At 64.4% G+C, this 14,592-nt stretch carries 13 protein-coding genes and 2 pseudogenes; 3 read left to right on the forward strand and 12 right to left on the reverse strand.

Going from position 1 to position 14,592, the window contains the following annotated elements:
• Nucleotides 1-241 precede the first annotated feature (241 nt).
• The gene (locus AXW67_RS35710) at nt 242-658 is read left to right on the forward strand and encodes a PaaI family thioesterase (RefSeq protein WP_063681686.1); all 417 of its coding nucleotides are present in this window, start codon (nt 242-244) and stop codon (nt 656-658) included.
• Nucleotides 659-775: 117 nt separating this feature from the next.
• On the opposite strand, the gene AXW67_RS35715 is transcribed toward AXW67_RS35710, so the two are convergent.
• A complete protein-coding gene (locus AXW67_RS35715) occupies nt 776-1,660 on the reverse strand; it encodes a LysR family transcriptional regulator (RefSeq protein ID WP_063681687.1) in 885 nt (294 codons plus the stop codon).
• A gap of 120 nt (nt 1,661-1,780) precedes the next feature.
• Here AXW67_RS35715 and AXW67_RS35720 point away from each other — a divergent pair, with 120 nt between their 5' ends.
• Nucleotides 1,781-2,416 carry a pyridoxamine 5'-phosphate oxidase family protein gene (locus AXW67_RS35720; RefSeq protein ID WP_063681688.1) on the forward strand — a complete coding sequence of 212 codons (636 nt, stop codon included), beginning with the start codon at nt 1,781-1,783 and terminating at the stop codon, nt 2,414-2,416.
• A 200-nt stretch (nt 2,417-2,616) separates the two neighbouring features.
• Here AXW67_RS35720 and AXW67_RS35725 read toward each other — a convergent pair whose 3' ends face one another.
• From AXW67_RS35725 to AXW67_RS35735, 3 genes are read right to left on the reverse strand one after another with little or no spacing between them, the layout of a single operon-like run.
• Complete coding sequence (locus tag AXW67_RS35725; protein ID WP_027555825.1) at nt 2,617-3,348, reverse strand: ABC transporter ATP-binding protein; 732 nt, start codon at nt 3,346-3,348, stop codon at nt 2,617-2,619.
• Nucleotides 3,345-5,114: a branched-chain amino acid ABC transporter ATP-binding protein/permease gene (locus AXW67_RS35730; RefSeq protein WP_063681689.1), complete on the reverse strand. Its 1,770-nt coding sequence runs from the start codon at nt 5,112-5,114 to the stop codon at nt 3,345-3,347. Before AXW67_RS35730 ends, AXW67_RS35725 begins: the two co-directional genes overlap by 4 nt.
• Nucleotides 5,115-5,120: 6 nt before the next feature.
• Nucleotides 5,121-6,161: a branched-chain amino acid ABC transporter permease gene (locus AXW67_RS35735; RefSeq protein ID WP_063681690.1), complete on the reverse strand. Its 1,041-nt coding sequence runs from the start codon at nt 6,159-6,161 to the stop codon at nt 5,121-5,123.
• Nucleotides 6,162-6,338: 177 nt separating this feature from the next.
• Between AXW67_RS35735 and AXW67_RS35740 the strand changes: the two genes are divergently transcribed.
• Complete coding sequence (locus AXW67_RS35740; RefSeq protein ID WP_063681691.1) at nt 6,339-6,860, forward strand: MarR family winged helix-turn-helix transcriptional regulator; 522 nt, start codon at nt 6,339-6,341, stop codon at nt 6,858-6,860.
• Between the two features lie 65 nt (nt 6,861-6,925).
• On the opposite strand, the gene AXW67_RS35745 is transcribed toward AXW67_RS35740, so the two are convergent.
• The 8 genes and pseudogenes from AXW67_RS35745 to AXW67_RS35775 form a co-directional block, all read right to left on the reverse strand.
• On the reverse strand, nt 6,926-7,989 hold a 1,064-nt coding region (locus AXW67_RS35745; RefSeq protein ID WP_245315823.1), incomplete at its 5' end, for a glycerate kinase type-2 family protein.
• Nucleotide 7,990: 1 nt separating this feature from the next.
• Nucleotides 7,991-8,249: pseudogene (locus tag AXW67_RS44545) on the reverse strand (DUF4147 domain-containing protein); the annotation flags it as partial.
• Between the two features lie 148 nt (nt 8,250-8,397).
• Nucleotides 8,398-9,627, reverse strand: coding sequence for an ABC transporter substrate-binding protein (locus AXW67_RS35750; protein ID WP_027555821.1), 1,230 nt, complete (start codon nt 9,625-9,627; stop codon nt 8,398-8,400).
• Nucleotides 9,628-9,891: 264 nt separating this feature from the next.
• Nucleotides 9,892-11,118 carry an ABC transporter substrate-binding protein gene (locus tag AXW67_RS35755; protein ID WP_063681692.1) on the reverse strand — a complete coding sequence of 409 codons (1,227 nt, stop codon included), beginning with the start codon at nt 11,116-11,118 and terminating at the stop codon, nt 9,892-9,894.
• Between the two features lie 119 nt (nt 11,119-11,237).
• Complete coding sequence (locus AXW67_RS35760; protein ID WP_063681693.1) at nt 11,238-12,488, reverse strand: ABC transporter substrate-binding protein; 1,251 nt, start codon at nt 12,486-12,488, stop codon at nt 11,238-11,240.
• Between the two features lie 9 nt (nt 12,489-12,497).
• A complete protein-coding gene (locus AXW67_RS35765; RefSeq protein ID WP_063681694.1) occupies nt 12,498-13,517 on the reverse strand; it encodes a branched-chain amino acid ABC transporter permease in 1,020 nt (339 codons plus the stop codon).
• A gap of 2 nt (nt 13,518-13,519) precedes the next feature.
• The gene (locus AXW67_RS35770; protein ID WP_063681695.1) at nt 13,520-14,398 is read right to left on the reverse strand and encodes a branched-chain amino acid ABC transporter permease; all 879 of its coding nucleotides are present in this window, start codon (nt 14,396-14,398) and stop codon (nt 13,520-13,522) included.
• Nucleotides 14,399-14,409: 11 nt separating this feature from the next.
• Nucleotides 14,410-14,592 (reverse strand): annotated as a pseudogene (locus AXW67_RS35775) (ABC transporter ATP-binding protein); the annotation flags it as partial.

Below are 14,592 nucleotides of genomic sequence, written 5' to 3' on the forward strand. Positions count from 1 at the left end.
TCCACGCCTTGCCATGCGGCACAAAGAACGTGGATGCCCGGGACAAGCCCGGGCATGACGACCTCCTGCATCGCAGTTGCGATTGCCCTGCCCTCGCTTCGGAGTGATGACCGCCTTGGCAACGCGGCGGTCATCGCATTTCAAACGCCCGCGCAAATTTCGTTTCAAACTTTGTAGGTGATGCAACCGTCACGCGGATCGCGTTCAATGGAGCCTGACGCCTCCAGCACGCGAGCCGAACATGACCACCGACATCCCCGAAGGTTTTGAACCGCATTTCCGCAAGAGCCCGCTCACCGAGCCCTGGGAGCCGCTCTACGCCAAGAAGACCGACAAGGCCGTGATCATCGGCCTCCGGCTGGCAAAGCCGCACACCAATGGGCGCGGCCTGATCCATGGCGGGCTGATCGCGGCGCTGGCCGACAACGCCATGGGCTATAGCTGCGCGCAGGCGACGAACTGGACCACCACGTTCGTCACGATCTCGCTGTCGGTCGATTTCGTCGGCACGGCCGAGATCGGACAATGGCTTTCGATCGAGAGCGACGTGATCAAGACCGGCAGCACGATCTGCTTCGCGCAAAGCCTGATCAAGGCCGACGACACCGTGATCGCGCGCGCCAGCGGCACGTTCCGCGTGGTGCCGAAGAAGGGGTAGGCCGGCTCTCTCCGTCGTCATGCCCGGGCTTGACCCGGGCATCCACGTCTTTGGCACCGCATGCCACGAAACGCGTGGATGGCCGGGACAAGCCCGGCCATGACGGAGAGGGTCAGGCTACCCAAACCTCCACGCCGTCGTCTCCACGACGAGATCGATGAACGCGCGCACCTTGGCCGAGAGCAGCCGCGAGGTCGGATAGATGATGTGGATCGGCAGGGCCGGCTGCTCGTACTTCGCCAGCACGATTTTCAGCCGCCCGCGCTTCAGGCCTTCGGCGGCCTGGTAGGCCAGCACGCGCGTCACGCCGCCGCCTGCCTCGGCATATTGCAGGGCGGCGTCGGCGCTATTGCTGATGAAGCGCGGGTGAGGTGCAACCTCGATGTCGCGGCCGTCGCGCAGGAAGCGCCATTCGGACGCGGGACCGAACTGGATGGTCTGGTGCGAGGCGAGCGCCTCCGGCGTCTTCGGCTCGCCATGGCGCTTGAAATACGCAGGCGCTGCGACCACGATCCGCCGCATCTCGCCGACCTGGCGCGCCACCAGCGAGGAATCGGCGAGATGGCCGATCCGCACCGCGGCGTCGACGGCGTCTTCCACGAGGTTGACCAGATTGTCCGACAGCCGCAGCTCGCAGGCGACGTCGGGATAGCGCTTGAGATAGTCCGCCATCACCGGCCCGACATGCAGCCGGCCAAAACCGACCGGCGCCGACACCACGAGCCGTCCGCTCGGCCGGTTGCGCTCTTCCCGCGCGGAGCCGTCGGCCTCCTCGACATCGGCGAGGATGCGCCGCGCACGCTCCAGGTAGCGAGTGCCGACGTCGGTCAGCGTCACCTGCCGCGTGGTCCTCTGCAACAGCCGCGCGCCGAGATGCTCCTCCAGCGCTGCGATCTGCCGGGTCACCGCCGAGGGCGACAGCCGCAGCTTGCGCGCAGCGGGCGCGAAGCCGCTGAGATCTGCGACGGTGACGAAGACCTGCATAGCGTCGAGACGGTCCATCCTATTATTGCATATATCGCAACGATGAAGTGTCAAGCGGGCTCATTGTTTTAGCCGACAGAAGGTCCACTTTAGTCCCCGGAAGACGCGAAATGCGTCGGAATTTCAGGAGATGTTCCGATGACTGCAGCAGCCCGCACCTATGCCAGCGACGTGGCCTTCACGCCGGCGGTGAAAACGATCCAGACCCGAAAGGGTTCGCGCGAGGCCTATGCCCGCGCCGAGCAGCGCGGCTGGCGCACCGAGGTCGACGAGAACCTCGCGGCCTTCCTGGCCGATGCCAACAGCTTCTATCTCGCCACCGCCTCGGCGGATGGCCAGCCGTACATCCAGCACCGCGGCGGGCCGAAGGGCTTTCTCAAGGTGCTGGACAAGCAGACGCTCGCCTTCGCCGACTACGCCGGCAACCAGCAGTTCCTCACTCAAGGCAACCTGTCGGAGAATCCCAAGGCCTACATCTTCGTGATGGACTACGCCCACCGCCGCCGGATGAAGATCTGGGGCGAGGCCCGCGTGGTCGAGGACGACGACGCGCTGACGCAATCGCTGATGCCGAAGGGTTACCGCGCACGGCCCGAACAGGCGATCGTGTTCAAGATCGCAGCGTGGGACACGAACTGCCCGCAGCATATTCCGCAGAAGTTCGATGCAGCGGATGTGGCGGCGGCGCTGGCGGCGAGGGATCAGCGGATCGCGGAGCTGGAAGCGGAGGTGGCGGCGCTGAAGGGGACGGCGGCGGCGACTGGAGTCTCTTGACGAACCGCTCCGTTACCCTCCCTGGAGGGGTCCGAGACGAGCGTAGCTTGCTCGTGGGTCGCTACGCATGGAGCGAAGCGGAATGCGTAGCGGGGTGGGGTGACGGTGCCTCCGCATCGAACTCTGCCCGAGCGGAGAGATCACCCCACCCCGCTCGCGCTTCGCGCGATCGACCCTCCCCCTCCAGGGAAGGGTGGCAGTCACAACACGCTCGTGCCTTCGTGCTGGAAGCCGAGATAGCTGGCCGCGACGCGTTCGTTGGCGGCGATGTCGGTGGCTTTGCCGCTGAGCACGAACTCGCCGAGCTCCATCACATAGGCATGGTCCGCGATCTTGAGCGCGGCCTGCGCATTCTGCTCGACCAGCAGCACCGACACGCCGCTGGCGCGCAGCTCGGTGACGATGCGGAAGATGTCGGCGACGATGATCGGGGCAAGGCCAAGGCTCGGCTCGTCCAGCATCAGGAGTTTCGGCTCACCCATCAGCGCGCGGCCCATGGCGAGCATCTGCTGCTCGCCGCCGGACAAGGTGCCGGCGAGCTGCTTCCGCCGCTCCTTCAGCCGCGGAAACAGCGTATAGACTCGCTCGATCGAAGCCTTCGCCCGGCTCTTCTCGATGCGGAAGGCACCTAATTCGAGGTTGTCCTCGACATTCATGGTCACGAACAGTTCGCGGTGCTCCGGCACGAGGCCAAGGCCGATCGCGACGCGGTCCTCGATGTCGAGCCGCGCCAGATCCTGGCCGGCAAAGGCAACACGTCCCTTCAGCGGCAGGACACCCATGATGGCGGAGAGCAGCGTGGTCTTGCCGGCGCCGTTGGCGCCGACGATGGTGACGATCTCGTTCGCGCCGACCTCGAGCGAGACCGAGCGCACGGCCTCGACCTTGCCGTAGGCGACATGCGCGTCGGTGACGGACAACAGCGCGCTCATGCCGCCACTCCGAGATAGGCCTTGATCACTTCGGGATTGGTCTTGATCGTGGCGGGCGTGCCCTCCGCGATCTTGGTGCCGAAGTCGAGCACCACGATGCGGTCGGCGAGATTCATGACAAAGCCCATGTCGTGCTCGACCAGCAGCACGCTCATGCCGCCGTCGCGCAATTCGCGCAGGAGCGCGGCAAGTCGCTGCTTCTCCATGTGGCGGAGGCCCGCGGCCGGCTCGTCGAGCAGGAGCAGCATCGGATCGACGCACAAGGCGCGCGCGATCTCGACGATGCGCTGTTGTCCCAGCGACAGCGAGCCTGCGAGCTGATGCATCTGGTCGGCGAGCCCGACCCGCTCGATCTGGCGCGCGGCTTCGGCCAGCAGCTTCGCCTCGTCAGTGCGGTCGAGCCGCAGCATCGAGGAAACGGGGCCGGAATGGCCGCGCAGATGCGCGCCGATCGCGACGTTCTCGAGCACCGTCATGTCGGGCACCAGCTTGACGTGCTGGAAGGTGCGGGAGATGCCGAGCTTGACGATCTCCTGCGGCGGCGCCTTGTCGACCTTCCTGCCGAGCACGGAGATCGAGCCCGAGGTCGCCGACAGCACGCCGGTGATGAGGTTGAACGTCGTGCTCTTCCCCGCGCCGTTCGGCCCGATCAGGGCGACGATCTCGCGGGCCTGGACGTCGAAGGAGACGTTGTTGACGGCGATCACGCCGCCAAACTGTTTTCGCGCTTTCTCGACCTGGAGCAGCACGCCGGCCTCGCCGGAGGCGCGCACGCGTGCCGGCAACGTCAGCGACGTGTCCGGCTTTCTGCCATTGGCCTTCTGTGGCAGGAACGACATCAGCCAGGGCCAGACGCCGCCGGGGGCGAGCTGGAGCAGCACGACCAGCATGATGCCGAACACGATGGTCTCGACCTGGCCCGAGCCCGGCACGATCAGCGGCAGATAGCTTTGCAGCACCTCTTTGAGGATCACGACGATCGCAGCACCGAGCACGCCACCCCAGACATAGCCGGCGCCGCCGACCACGGCGATGAAAAGATATTCGATGCCGGCCTGCGCGCCGAACGGCGTCGGGTTCACCGCGCGCTGCAGATGCGCATAGAGCCAGCCCGAGAGACCGGCGAGCACCGCCGCGTGGATGAAGACCAGGAGCTTTGCGCGCGGCGTGTGCACGCCGAAGGCCTCCGCGGCGACATGTCCGCGCCGAAGCGCGCGGATGGCGCGGCCGGTGCGGGAGTCCAGGAGGTTCATGGTGAGCAGCGCGGAGAGGATGACCCCGACCCAGACCGCATAATAGATCGAGCCGGGATCGAGCATCTTGAACGAGCCGATCGACAGCGGCGGGATCGCCGATATGCCGTCGTTGCGCCCCAGGAATTCCAGCTTGCTGAAGAGGTAGAACAGCCCGAGCCCCCAGGCGAGCGTGCCGAGCGGCAGGTAGTGGCCGGAGAGGCGGACCGTGATCACGCCGAGCAGCACCGCGAGCAAGCCGCTGACCAGCAGCGACAATGGCAGGGTCAGCCACGGCGACAGGCCGTAGGCCGTCGACAGCACCGCCGTGGTGTAGGCGCCGAAGCCAACGAAAGCCGCCTGCCCGAACGAGGTGAGGCCGCCGACGCCGGTGAGCAGCACGAGGCCCATCGCGACCAGCGCTGCGAGGCCGATATTGTCGAGCAGCACGATCCAGAACGGCGGCACGCCGGGAATGAACGGGATCGCCGCCATGAGAAGCGCGAAGAAAAGGATAGGAAGCCGGGTCTGCATCGCGCGTCAGTCCTTCTCTTCCTCGACCGCGGGAGCTGCGAGCGAACGCAGCAGCAGCACCGGGATCAAGAGCATGAAGACGATGACCTCCTTGTAATTGCTCGCATAGAAGGACGAGAACGCCTCGACGATGCCGACCACGAGGGCCGCGCCAGCCGTGAGCGGATAGCTGACGAGGCCGCCGATGATCGCGGCGACGAAGCCTTTGAGGCCGATCAGGAAGCCGCTGTCGTAATAGAGCGTCGTGATCGGGACGATGAGTATGCCGGAGAGCGCGCCGATGACGGAGGCCAGCAGGAAGGCGATCTGTCCCGACAGCGTGGTGCGGATGCCGACGAGCCGCGCACCGAGCCGGTTGACGGCGGTGGCGCGCAGCGCCTTGCCGTAGAGCGTCAGGCCGAAGAACAGCCACAGGCCGACGATGAAGGCGATGGTGATGCCGTAGACCGTGATGCTCTGGCCGGTGAAGCGCAGCGAGCCCGCGGTGAACGCGGCGGACAGCACGGCAGGTCCGCGCTGGCCTTCGGCGCCGAAGAACAGAAGGCCCAGGCCCTGGAGTGCGAGGTGGACGCCGACGGAGGCGATCAGCAGCACCAGCACGGAGGTATGGGCGAGCGGCTGGAACACGATGCGATAGAGCGACAGGCCGATCAGCGCGACGATCACCAGCGAGAGCGCCATTGCGACCGCGACCGGCGGCTTCTGGCCGGCGAAGTAGAGCGTGACCGCAAGCACGATGCCCGGCAGCACGATGTTGGTGAGGAAGGTCCGTGCGATCAGCCGCCCATGCAGCGACTTGCGCGCGGCGACGAGGTCGAGGACGAAGGCGACGAACCCCATGGCGAGCGCGAGCCTGGCCGTGCCCGGCATCTGGCCCGAGGCGAGCGCGGCATAGGTCAGCGCGCCATACGTGACGAACTCGCCCTGCGGGATCAGAATGACGCGGGTGACGGCGAACACCAGCACCAGCGCCAATCCGAGCAGCGCATAGATCGCGCCATTGGTGATGCCGTCCTGCACCAGGAACAGCATTATGGTGGTGTTCAAGACCGGACGCTCCCCCTAAAGATCCGGACCCGGCCCCCCGATTCCGGTGGACGGTCCGCTCACAGCCATTGAAAAACGCTGACGATATTTGATATGGTCCATAACAATTATCAAATATAATCTCAAGGGCGACACACGACCCACCCCGAATTTTAGCGGGATTGCGAGCACGAGGCGATGACCGTTTCAAAAACCGCGGAAAAATCAGCTGAAAAGGCTGCGGAGGCGACCAAGGGCCGCAAGGACCCGCCCGAGGCCCTCGCCGAGGCCCTTCAGCTCGGCGAGCTCTCCGAGCAGCTCGGCTACGTGTTGAAGCGCGCCCAGCTCAAGGTGTTCGAGAACTTCCTGCGCTGCGTCGCCTCGCTGCAGCTCACCCCGGCCCAGTTCTCGGTGCTGCTGCTGGTCGAGAAGAATCCGGGGCGCAATCAGACCGAGATCGCCTCCACCCTCGGCATTCTCCGCCCGAACTTCGTGGCCATGCTCGACAATCTCGAGAGCCGCGACCTCTGCGCGCGGATTCGCTCGACCAACGACCGCCGCTCGCACATCCTAGTGCTGACCGACAAGGGCAAGGCGGTGCTGGCCCGCGCCAAGAAGCTGGTCGCGAGCAAGCATGAGGCCCGGCTGAACGACCTGCTCGGGACCGCCAATCGCGAGGCCCTGATCGCGATGCTGTCGAAGATCGCCAACGAGTTTTGAAGCGGGGAATGACAGCTCCATCGGGGTTAGACTGGCCCGGCCATGACGGTGGAGAGGCCGGAACCTCAATCCACCAAAATCACGCGGATGTCGTTGACGTTGGTCAGCGTGGGGCCCGGCAGCAAGAGGTCGCCGGTCGCCTCAAAGAATGCTGAGGCATCGTTGTTGGCGAGATAGGCCTGCGGTTCAAGGCCCAGCGCTTTCATTTTCGCGAACGTCGCCGCATCGATCAGAGCGCCGGCCGGATCAGTGGGGTTACCGGCGCCGCCATCGGCGCCGTCGGTGTCGCCGGCCAGCGCCGCGATGCCGGTCGTGTCCTTCAGGAGATCGGCAAGCGCCAGCGCGTATTCCTGGTTCGGCCCGCCGCGCCCGTTGCCGCGCACAGTCACCGTGAGCTCGCCGCCGGAGAGGATCGCGACGCGCTTGCCGGCCGCGCAGGCCTGCAGCGCGAGCTTGGCGTGATCGGCCGCGACCTCGCGCGCCTCGCCCTCGAGATCGGCGCCGAGATCGATCGTCTCATAGCCCGCCTCTTTCGCGAGCTTCACCGCGGCGTCGAGCGATTGCTTCGGACGCGCGATCAGCTCGAAATGCGCGCGCGCGAAGGCGGCATCGCCCGGCTTGCAGCTTTCATTGCCGGCATCGTCGAGCGCGCGGCGCACGGCGTCGTCGATCACAAGTCCATACTTCGCCACGATGGCGCGCGCATCCGCGAGCGTGGTCGGGTCCGGCACCGTGGGACCGGATGCGATCGCGGAGGGATCGTCATGCGGCACGTCGGAAATCGCGAGCGTGACGATCTCGGCGGCATTCCTGCCGGCGCGCGCAAGCCGGCCGCCCTTGATGCGAGAGAGATGCTTGCGCACCGTGTTCATCTCGCCGATCGGCGCGCCCGAGCGCAGCAGCGCCTTGTTGACCGCCTGCTTCTGCGCGAAGCTGATCCCCTCCACCGGCGCGATCCAGTTCGCCGAGCCGCCGCCAGTGAGCAGCACCAGCAGGAGATCGTCGGGCCCGGCTTGCGCCGCGAGTGCGAGCGTATCGGCGGCGCCCTTCAGGCCGGCCTCGTCGGGCACGGGATGGCCTGCCTCGACCACACGAATGCGACGCGTCGGCACGCCATAGCCGTGGCGGGNCCAGCCGCTCCGGTGCAAGATTGAGCTCGTCGAGATAATGCCGCTCCGCGGCCGCGGCCATCGCGCCTGCGCCCTTGCCGGCGGCAAGGCAGATCACACGTCCCTTGGGGACGGGCCGCAGATGCGGCGCCAGCACCACGTCGGGATGGGCCGCGGCAACAGCAGCATCGTAGAGCGCGCGGAGAAGAGGACGTCGGTCGGTCATTGGCGAGGCCTTCGCGAAGTGGAGTGACCGGCGAGCGCGCGTGCCGCTCGCCATAGTACCTGCCTAGCGCATCGGGCGGGAAAGGGTAAGCAGGCTTTGCAATCATTCGATTGTGCAATCGCGTGATGATAATCCGCGCAGAAATCGAAAGCCCCCTGCGATAGTCCCGCAGGGGGCTTCTGCCGTCGCGCCGTTCGGAGGGTCAGCCGCCGACGTCGGCGCTGATCACGTCGCCGAACAGCTCCCACCGCTCACCCTTGAACTTCTCGAGCCGGAGCTGGCTGATCGGCGCGAAGTCGGTCGCAGACGTGTTGATCTGAACGCCGGGTAGCAGCGCTTCGGTGCGGAAGTCCTTCAGGCTGGCGGCCTGCTTCATGACGTTCTCGCGCGTGAGATTGTCGCCGCACTGCTTCAAGACCTGCACCAGCGTCTGCGCCACGGCGTAGCCGACGATCGTGCCCTTATCGAGCTTGTCGCCCTCGGGGAAATATTTGGTCATGAAGGCCAGAAAATCCTTCATGCCGGGATCGTTGGCCCATTCCGGATCCGAGACGTCCTTCAGATAGTCGGCGGAGATGATGTCCTGGCCGTTCTCGAAGCCGGCGGGCTTCATCACGCTGCCGACCGAGGCCGAGACGTTGTTGAGGAAGTGTAGCGGCTTCCAGCCGATCTCGGCGTTCTTCTTGATCGCCTGCGCCGCGAACTTCGGCGTCGTGATGTTCATGAAGACGTCGGCGCCGGTCGACTTCAGCTTGACGATATGGTTGTCGATGGTCGGCTCGGAGGTCTCATAGCTCTCCTCCGCGACGATCATCGACGAGGCCTTGGAGCCGAGGCCGTCCTTCAGACCCTTCAGATAGTCCTTGCCGTAATCGTCGTTCTGGTAGAGCACGGCGATCTTGGCATCCGGCTTGTTCTTGAGCAGCCACTTCGCATAGATCTGGGTCTCGCTCTGATAGTTGGGCTGCCAGCCCATGGTCCAGGGGAAGTTCTGCGGATCGTTCCACTTGGTGGCGCCCGTCGCAACGAACAGCTGCGGCACCTTCTTCGAGTTCATGTATTTGTGGATCGCCGAGTTCGGCGGCGTGCCGAGCGAGTTGAAGATGAACAGCACTTCGTCGCTCTCGACCAGCTTGCGCGCCTGCTCCACCGTCTTCGGCGGCGAATAGGCATCGTCGTAGCTGATGTAGTTGATCTTGCGGCCGTTGATGCCGCCTTCGTCGTTGATCTTCTTGAAATAGGCGGCCTCGGTGCGGCCGATGATGCCGTACGCGGAAGCCGGTCCGCTGTAGGGCATGATGTTGCCGATCTTGATCTCGGTATCGGTCGCGCCGGTATCGTATTTCTTCTGCGCCGATGCGGTGGAGGCCGAGGCCGCAATGAGCGCAAGCGCCAGTGACGCGGCCGCAAGTTTGCCGGTGACAGCGGGCATTCCTATCTCCCTATTTTCTTGGTGTGTGTGCGTTCCTTTTCTTGTCTCGAGCCTTTTTGGCAACGCTGCCGCAATTCAATACGATTTGGTTGACGCCTTCAAGAAAAAGCCCCTGCGACGACGCCGCAGGGGCTGCTCCTTTAGTAGTCACCGGCGATGGTCAACCCGCCGCGGAAGCCCGGTTGCAACTGCGAGAAGACGCCGCGGTCAAAGCGGCTGTCCTGAGTTGCCAGATACCGCGAGATCGATTTTGAGTTGCGCGCCCTAGTGGCTCAATTCGCTGGAGATGACGTCGCCGAACAGCTCCCACGACTTGCCCTTGAACCGCATCATCTGGAGCTGCTCGATCGGGGCAAAATTGTCCGGCGCAGTGTTGATCTTGATGCCGGGCAGGAGCGTGTCGGGCTCGAAATCCTTCAGGCTCGCCGCCTGCTTCATGATGTTCTCGCGCGTCAGGTCGTCGCCGCACATCTGCAGCACTTTCACCATGGTCTGTGCCGCGCCATAGCCGAACACGACGCCCGCATCGAGCTTGTTCGCCTTCGGGGCAAACTTTGCGAGGAAGAGGTAGAACCTCTTCATGCCCTCATCGCCGTTCCACTGCGGGTCGGAGCCGTCCTTGGCGTAGGTTGCCGACAGAATGCCCTGCGATATCTCGAGACCCGCCGGCTCGAGCACGCCGCCAACCGACGCCGAGACGTTGGAAATGATGTGCATCGGATGCCAGTTGGTCTCGGCCGCCTTCTTGATCGCCTGCGCCGCGAATTTCGGCGTGGTGATGCTGATGAGGACGTCGGCGCCCGCAGCCTTCAGCTTGACGACGTGCTCGTCGACCGCCGGCTCCGACGTGTCGTAGGCCTCCTCCAGCACGATCATCGATGCCTTGGCGCCGAGGCCGTCGTGCAGCCCCTTCAGATAGTCCTTGCCGAAATCATCGTTCTGGTAGAGCACGCCGATCTTCGCGTCCGGCTTCTCCTTCATGATGTACTTGGCGTAGATGCGCGCTTCGCTCGCGTAGCTCGGCTGCCATCCCATGGTCCAGGGATATTGCTTGGGATCGTTCCATTTGGAGGCGCCGCTCGCCACGAACAATTGCGGCACCTGCTTCTCGTTCATGTATTTGCGGATGGCGCCGTTGGTGGAGGTGCCGAGCGAGCCGAAGATCAGCAGCACACCGTCGCTCTCGACCAGCTTGCGCGCCTGCTCCACCGTCTTCGGCGGCGAGTAGGCATCGTCGTAGGAGATGAACTTGATCTTGCGGCCGTTGATCCCGCCCTCGGCGTTGATCTTGTCGAAATAGGCCTGCTCGGTCCTGCCGATCACGGCATAGGCCGAGGCCGGGCCGCTATAGGGCATGATGTTGCCGATCTTGATCTCGGTATCGGAAGCGCCGCTATCGTATTTCTTTTGCGCCAGAGCCGGGCTGCTCATCGCAGTGCACAACGCGACCACGGCCGAAACGGCCGCAACCTGAAAACGTACGGCGGTCATTGTTCTCCCACCCCGGTTGGATCGGCGTCGCATTGAACAAGATTGGGGCCTGACGTCAACAAAAAGCCCCCGCGATCGCTCGCGGGGGGCTCGTGAAGGCCGAACGTTGCGTCAGCGCCTTATTCGGATGCGACGTCGCCGCTGATGATCTCGCCGAAGAGTTCCCACTTCTCGCCCTTGAAGCGCTGCATCTGGAGCTGGGAAATCGGCGCGAAATCGGTCGCGCTGGTGTTGATCTTGACGCCGGGCAGGAGGGTGTCCGGCGCGAAATCCTTCAAGGAAGCTGCCTGCTTCATGAGGTTTGCGCGGGTCAGATCGTCGCCGCACATTTCCAGGACCTTGGCCAGCGTCTGCGCCGCGCCATAGCCGTAGACCATGCCGGTGTCGGTCTTGTCGGCGCCCGGCATGTACTTGTCGACGAACTCGTTCCACTTCTTCATGCCGGGGTCGTTGTTCCACTGCGGGTCGGTGGAATCCTTGGCATAGGCCGCCGACAGCACGCCCTGCCCGTTCTCGAAGCCGGCCGGCTTCATGACGCTGCCGACCGAGATCGACACGTTGGTGAGGATCTGGAGCGGCTTCCAGCCAAGCTCGGCGGTCTTCTTGATGGTCTGGGCAGCGAACTTCGGCGTCGCATAGATCAGCAGCACGTCGGGATTGGCGGCCTTGATCTTGACGATGTGACCGTCGACCGACGGCTCGGAGACCTCATAGCTCTCTTCCATCATGATCATGGACGACGCCTTGGCACCGAGTCCGTCCTTGGTGCCCTTGAGGTAGTCTTTGCCGAAATCGTCGTTCTGATAGAGGATCGCGATCTTGGCGTCAGGCTTCTCCTTCATCAGCCATTTCGCGTAGATCTGCGCCTCGCTCTGGTACGAGGGCTGCCAGCCCATGGTCCAGGGGAAGTTCTTCGGATCGTTCCACTTGGTGGCGCCGGTCGCGACGAAGAGCTGCGGGATCTTCTTGGCGTTCAGGTATTTCTGGATCGCGGTGTTCGACGGCGTGCCGAGCGGATTGTAGACGGCCAGCACCTCGTCGCTCTCGACGAGCTTGCGCACCTGCTCGACGGCCTTCGGCGGCGAATAGGCGTCGTCATAGGTGATGAAATTGATCTTGCGGCCGTTGATGCCGCCCTTGTCGTTGATCATCTTGAAATAGGCTTCTTCGGTCTTGCCGATGATGCCATAGGCCGACGCCGGACCGCTGTACGGCATGATGTTGCCGATCTTGATCTCAGTGTCGGTCGCGCCGGTGTCGTATTTCTTTTGGGCGAGTGCTGCGCCGGAGGTGAGAGTCATGACCGCCGTTGCCGTGACCAGCGCGGCGGTTCGTAGTGTTCGTCCAGGAAGCAATTTGGTCTCCTTCATTGAGTATCTTCAGTTCTTTCTGAGCTTGCCGGCGAGCTGCTGGCCTATGATCGCGACCTGCCTTGCGCCGTGCGGCACGAGGTAGATGACGAGGAACAGGAGCACGCCGAACACGGCGCCGGAGAGGCCCTTGGAGATGCCCTCGGCGAGGTTCGGCACGAAGATGATGAAGGCGGCACCGACGATCGAGCCGGGCAGCCAGCCGACGCCGCCGACGACCATGCCGAGGAACAGCTGGATGGCGAGCGTGATGGTGAAGCTGTCCGGTGCCACGAACTGCACCGCGATCGCGCTGAGGCCGCCGGCGACGCCGGTGATGCCGGCGGAGACGCCGAAGGCGAGGGTCTTGTAGAGCGCGACGTTGACGCCCATCGCGGAGGCGGCGATCTCGTTGTCGCGGATCGCCATGAAGGCGCGGCCCGAGCGGGAGCGCAACAGGTTCACCGAGAACAGGTAGATCGCCAGCGTGACGACCAGCGTGAAGTAGTAGAGCCACATGTCCTGCGACATCGGCAGGCCGAACGGCGCATCGGGCTTGGTGACGACGAGGCCCTGCACACCGCCGGTCCAATGCTCGAGGAAGTTCAGCTTCAGAAGCTGCGGCATGGCGGTGGCGAGCGCGAAGGTCGCAAGCGCGAGGTAAACGCCGGACAGCCGCAGCGCCGGCTGGCCGAACAGGAAGCCCGCCCCGAAGCAGACGACGCCCGCGATCGGCAGACACAGCGCGTAGTTGACGTTGAACTGCTCCATCAGCACGGCGGTGACGTAGGCACCGATGGCATAGAACGCACTCTGGCCGAGCGAGAACTGGCCCGAGCCGCCGGTGAGGATGTTCAACGCCAGCACCGCGAGCCCCAGATACAGCAACTGGGTCAGCTGGAAGATGATGAAGTTCTTGGCGAACAGCGGCACCGCCAGCAGCAGCAGCAGCACCACGACAGAGGTGCCGGTGCCGAGTGTCATGGCGCGCTTCGGAACGGCCTCGACCGCCTCGTGGCCTTCTGCGACGACTTCTTCTGCGGCGCTCATGATCAAACTCGCTTGACGATGTGCCGGCCGAACAGGCCGGCGGGTTTGACGACCAGGACGGAGATGATCAGCGCGAGCGCGATCGGAAGCTTGAGCTCGTTGCCGACGCCGGGGATGTAGGTGCCGGCAAGGTTCTCGAAGATGCCGACGAGGAAGCCGCCGACCACGGCGCCGAACGGGCTCGACAAGCCGCCGAGCACCGCGGCGGCGAAGCCGTAGATCAGCACGCCGCCCATCATGTTGGGCTCGAGGAACACCACGGGGGCGATCAGCATGCCGGCGATCGAGCCGATCGCCGCGGCCATGCCCCAGCCCAGCGCGATCATCCAGCTCGTATTGATGCCGACGAGGCGGGCCGATTCAGGCAGCGAGGCGGCCGCCCGCATCGCAAGGCCGATCCGCGTGTACTGGAAGAAGAAGTAGAGCCCGATCAGGAGCAGCACCGTGACGCCGATCATGCCGGCCTGGTGGGTCGAGATCAGCTGACTGCCGAGGAACGGCGCCGAGCCGAACGGGGTCGGATATTGCTTGATGGTGAAGTCCCAGATCAGGCCGGCCGACGAGTTGATGATGGCGAACAGCGCGATGAAGCCGGCGACGTTGGTCAGCACCGGCGCCTTGGCGAGCGGCTTGAACAGGATCCGCTCGATCGCGATGCCGCCGACAAAGGAGAAGACCAGCGTGATCACGAAGGCGCCCCAGTACGGCACGCCCCATTGCATCAGCTGCCAGGAGATGAAGGTCGAGAACATCGCCATCTCGCCTTGCGCGAAGTTGAGATGGTCGATCGCCTGGTAGATCATGACCACGGCGAGCGCCATGCAGGCGTAGATGGCGCCGGTGGCGATGCCAGCCAGGATCTGGTTGGTGAAAAGCTCCATCGTGCCGCTCCTCAGTAACCCAGGTAGGATTTGCGGATTTCTTCGTTGTTCGCGATGTCCTTGGCATTGCCGGACATCACGATGCGGCCGGTCTCGATCACATAGGCATGATCGGCGAGATCGAGCGCGAGCTGGGCGTTCTGCTCGACCACCAGGATCGACACCTTGTCCTCGCGGTTGATCTTGCCGAGGAT

This window comes from Bradyrhizobium neotropicale, assembly GCF_001641695.1.
Taxonomy (GTDB): Bacteria; Pseudomonadota; Alphaproteobacteria; order Rhizobiales; family Xanthobacteraceae; genus Bradyrhizobium; species Bradyrhizobium neotropicale.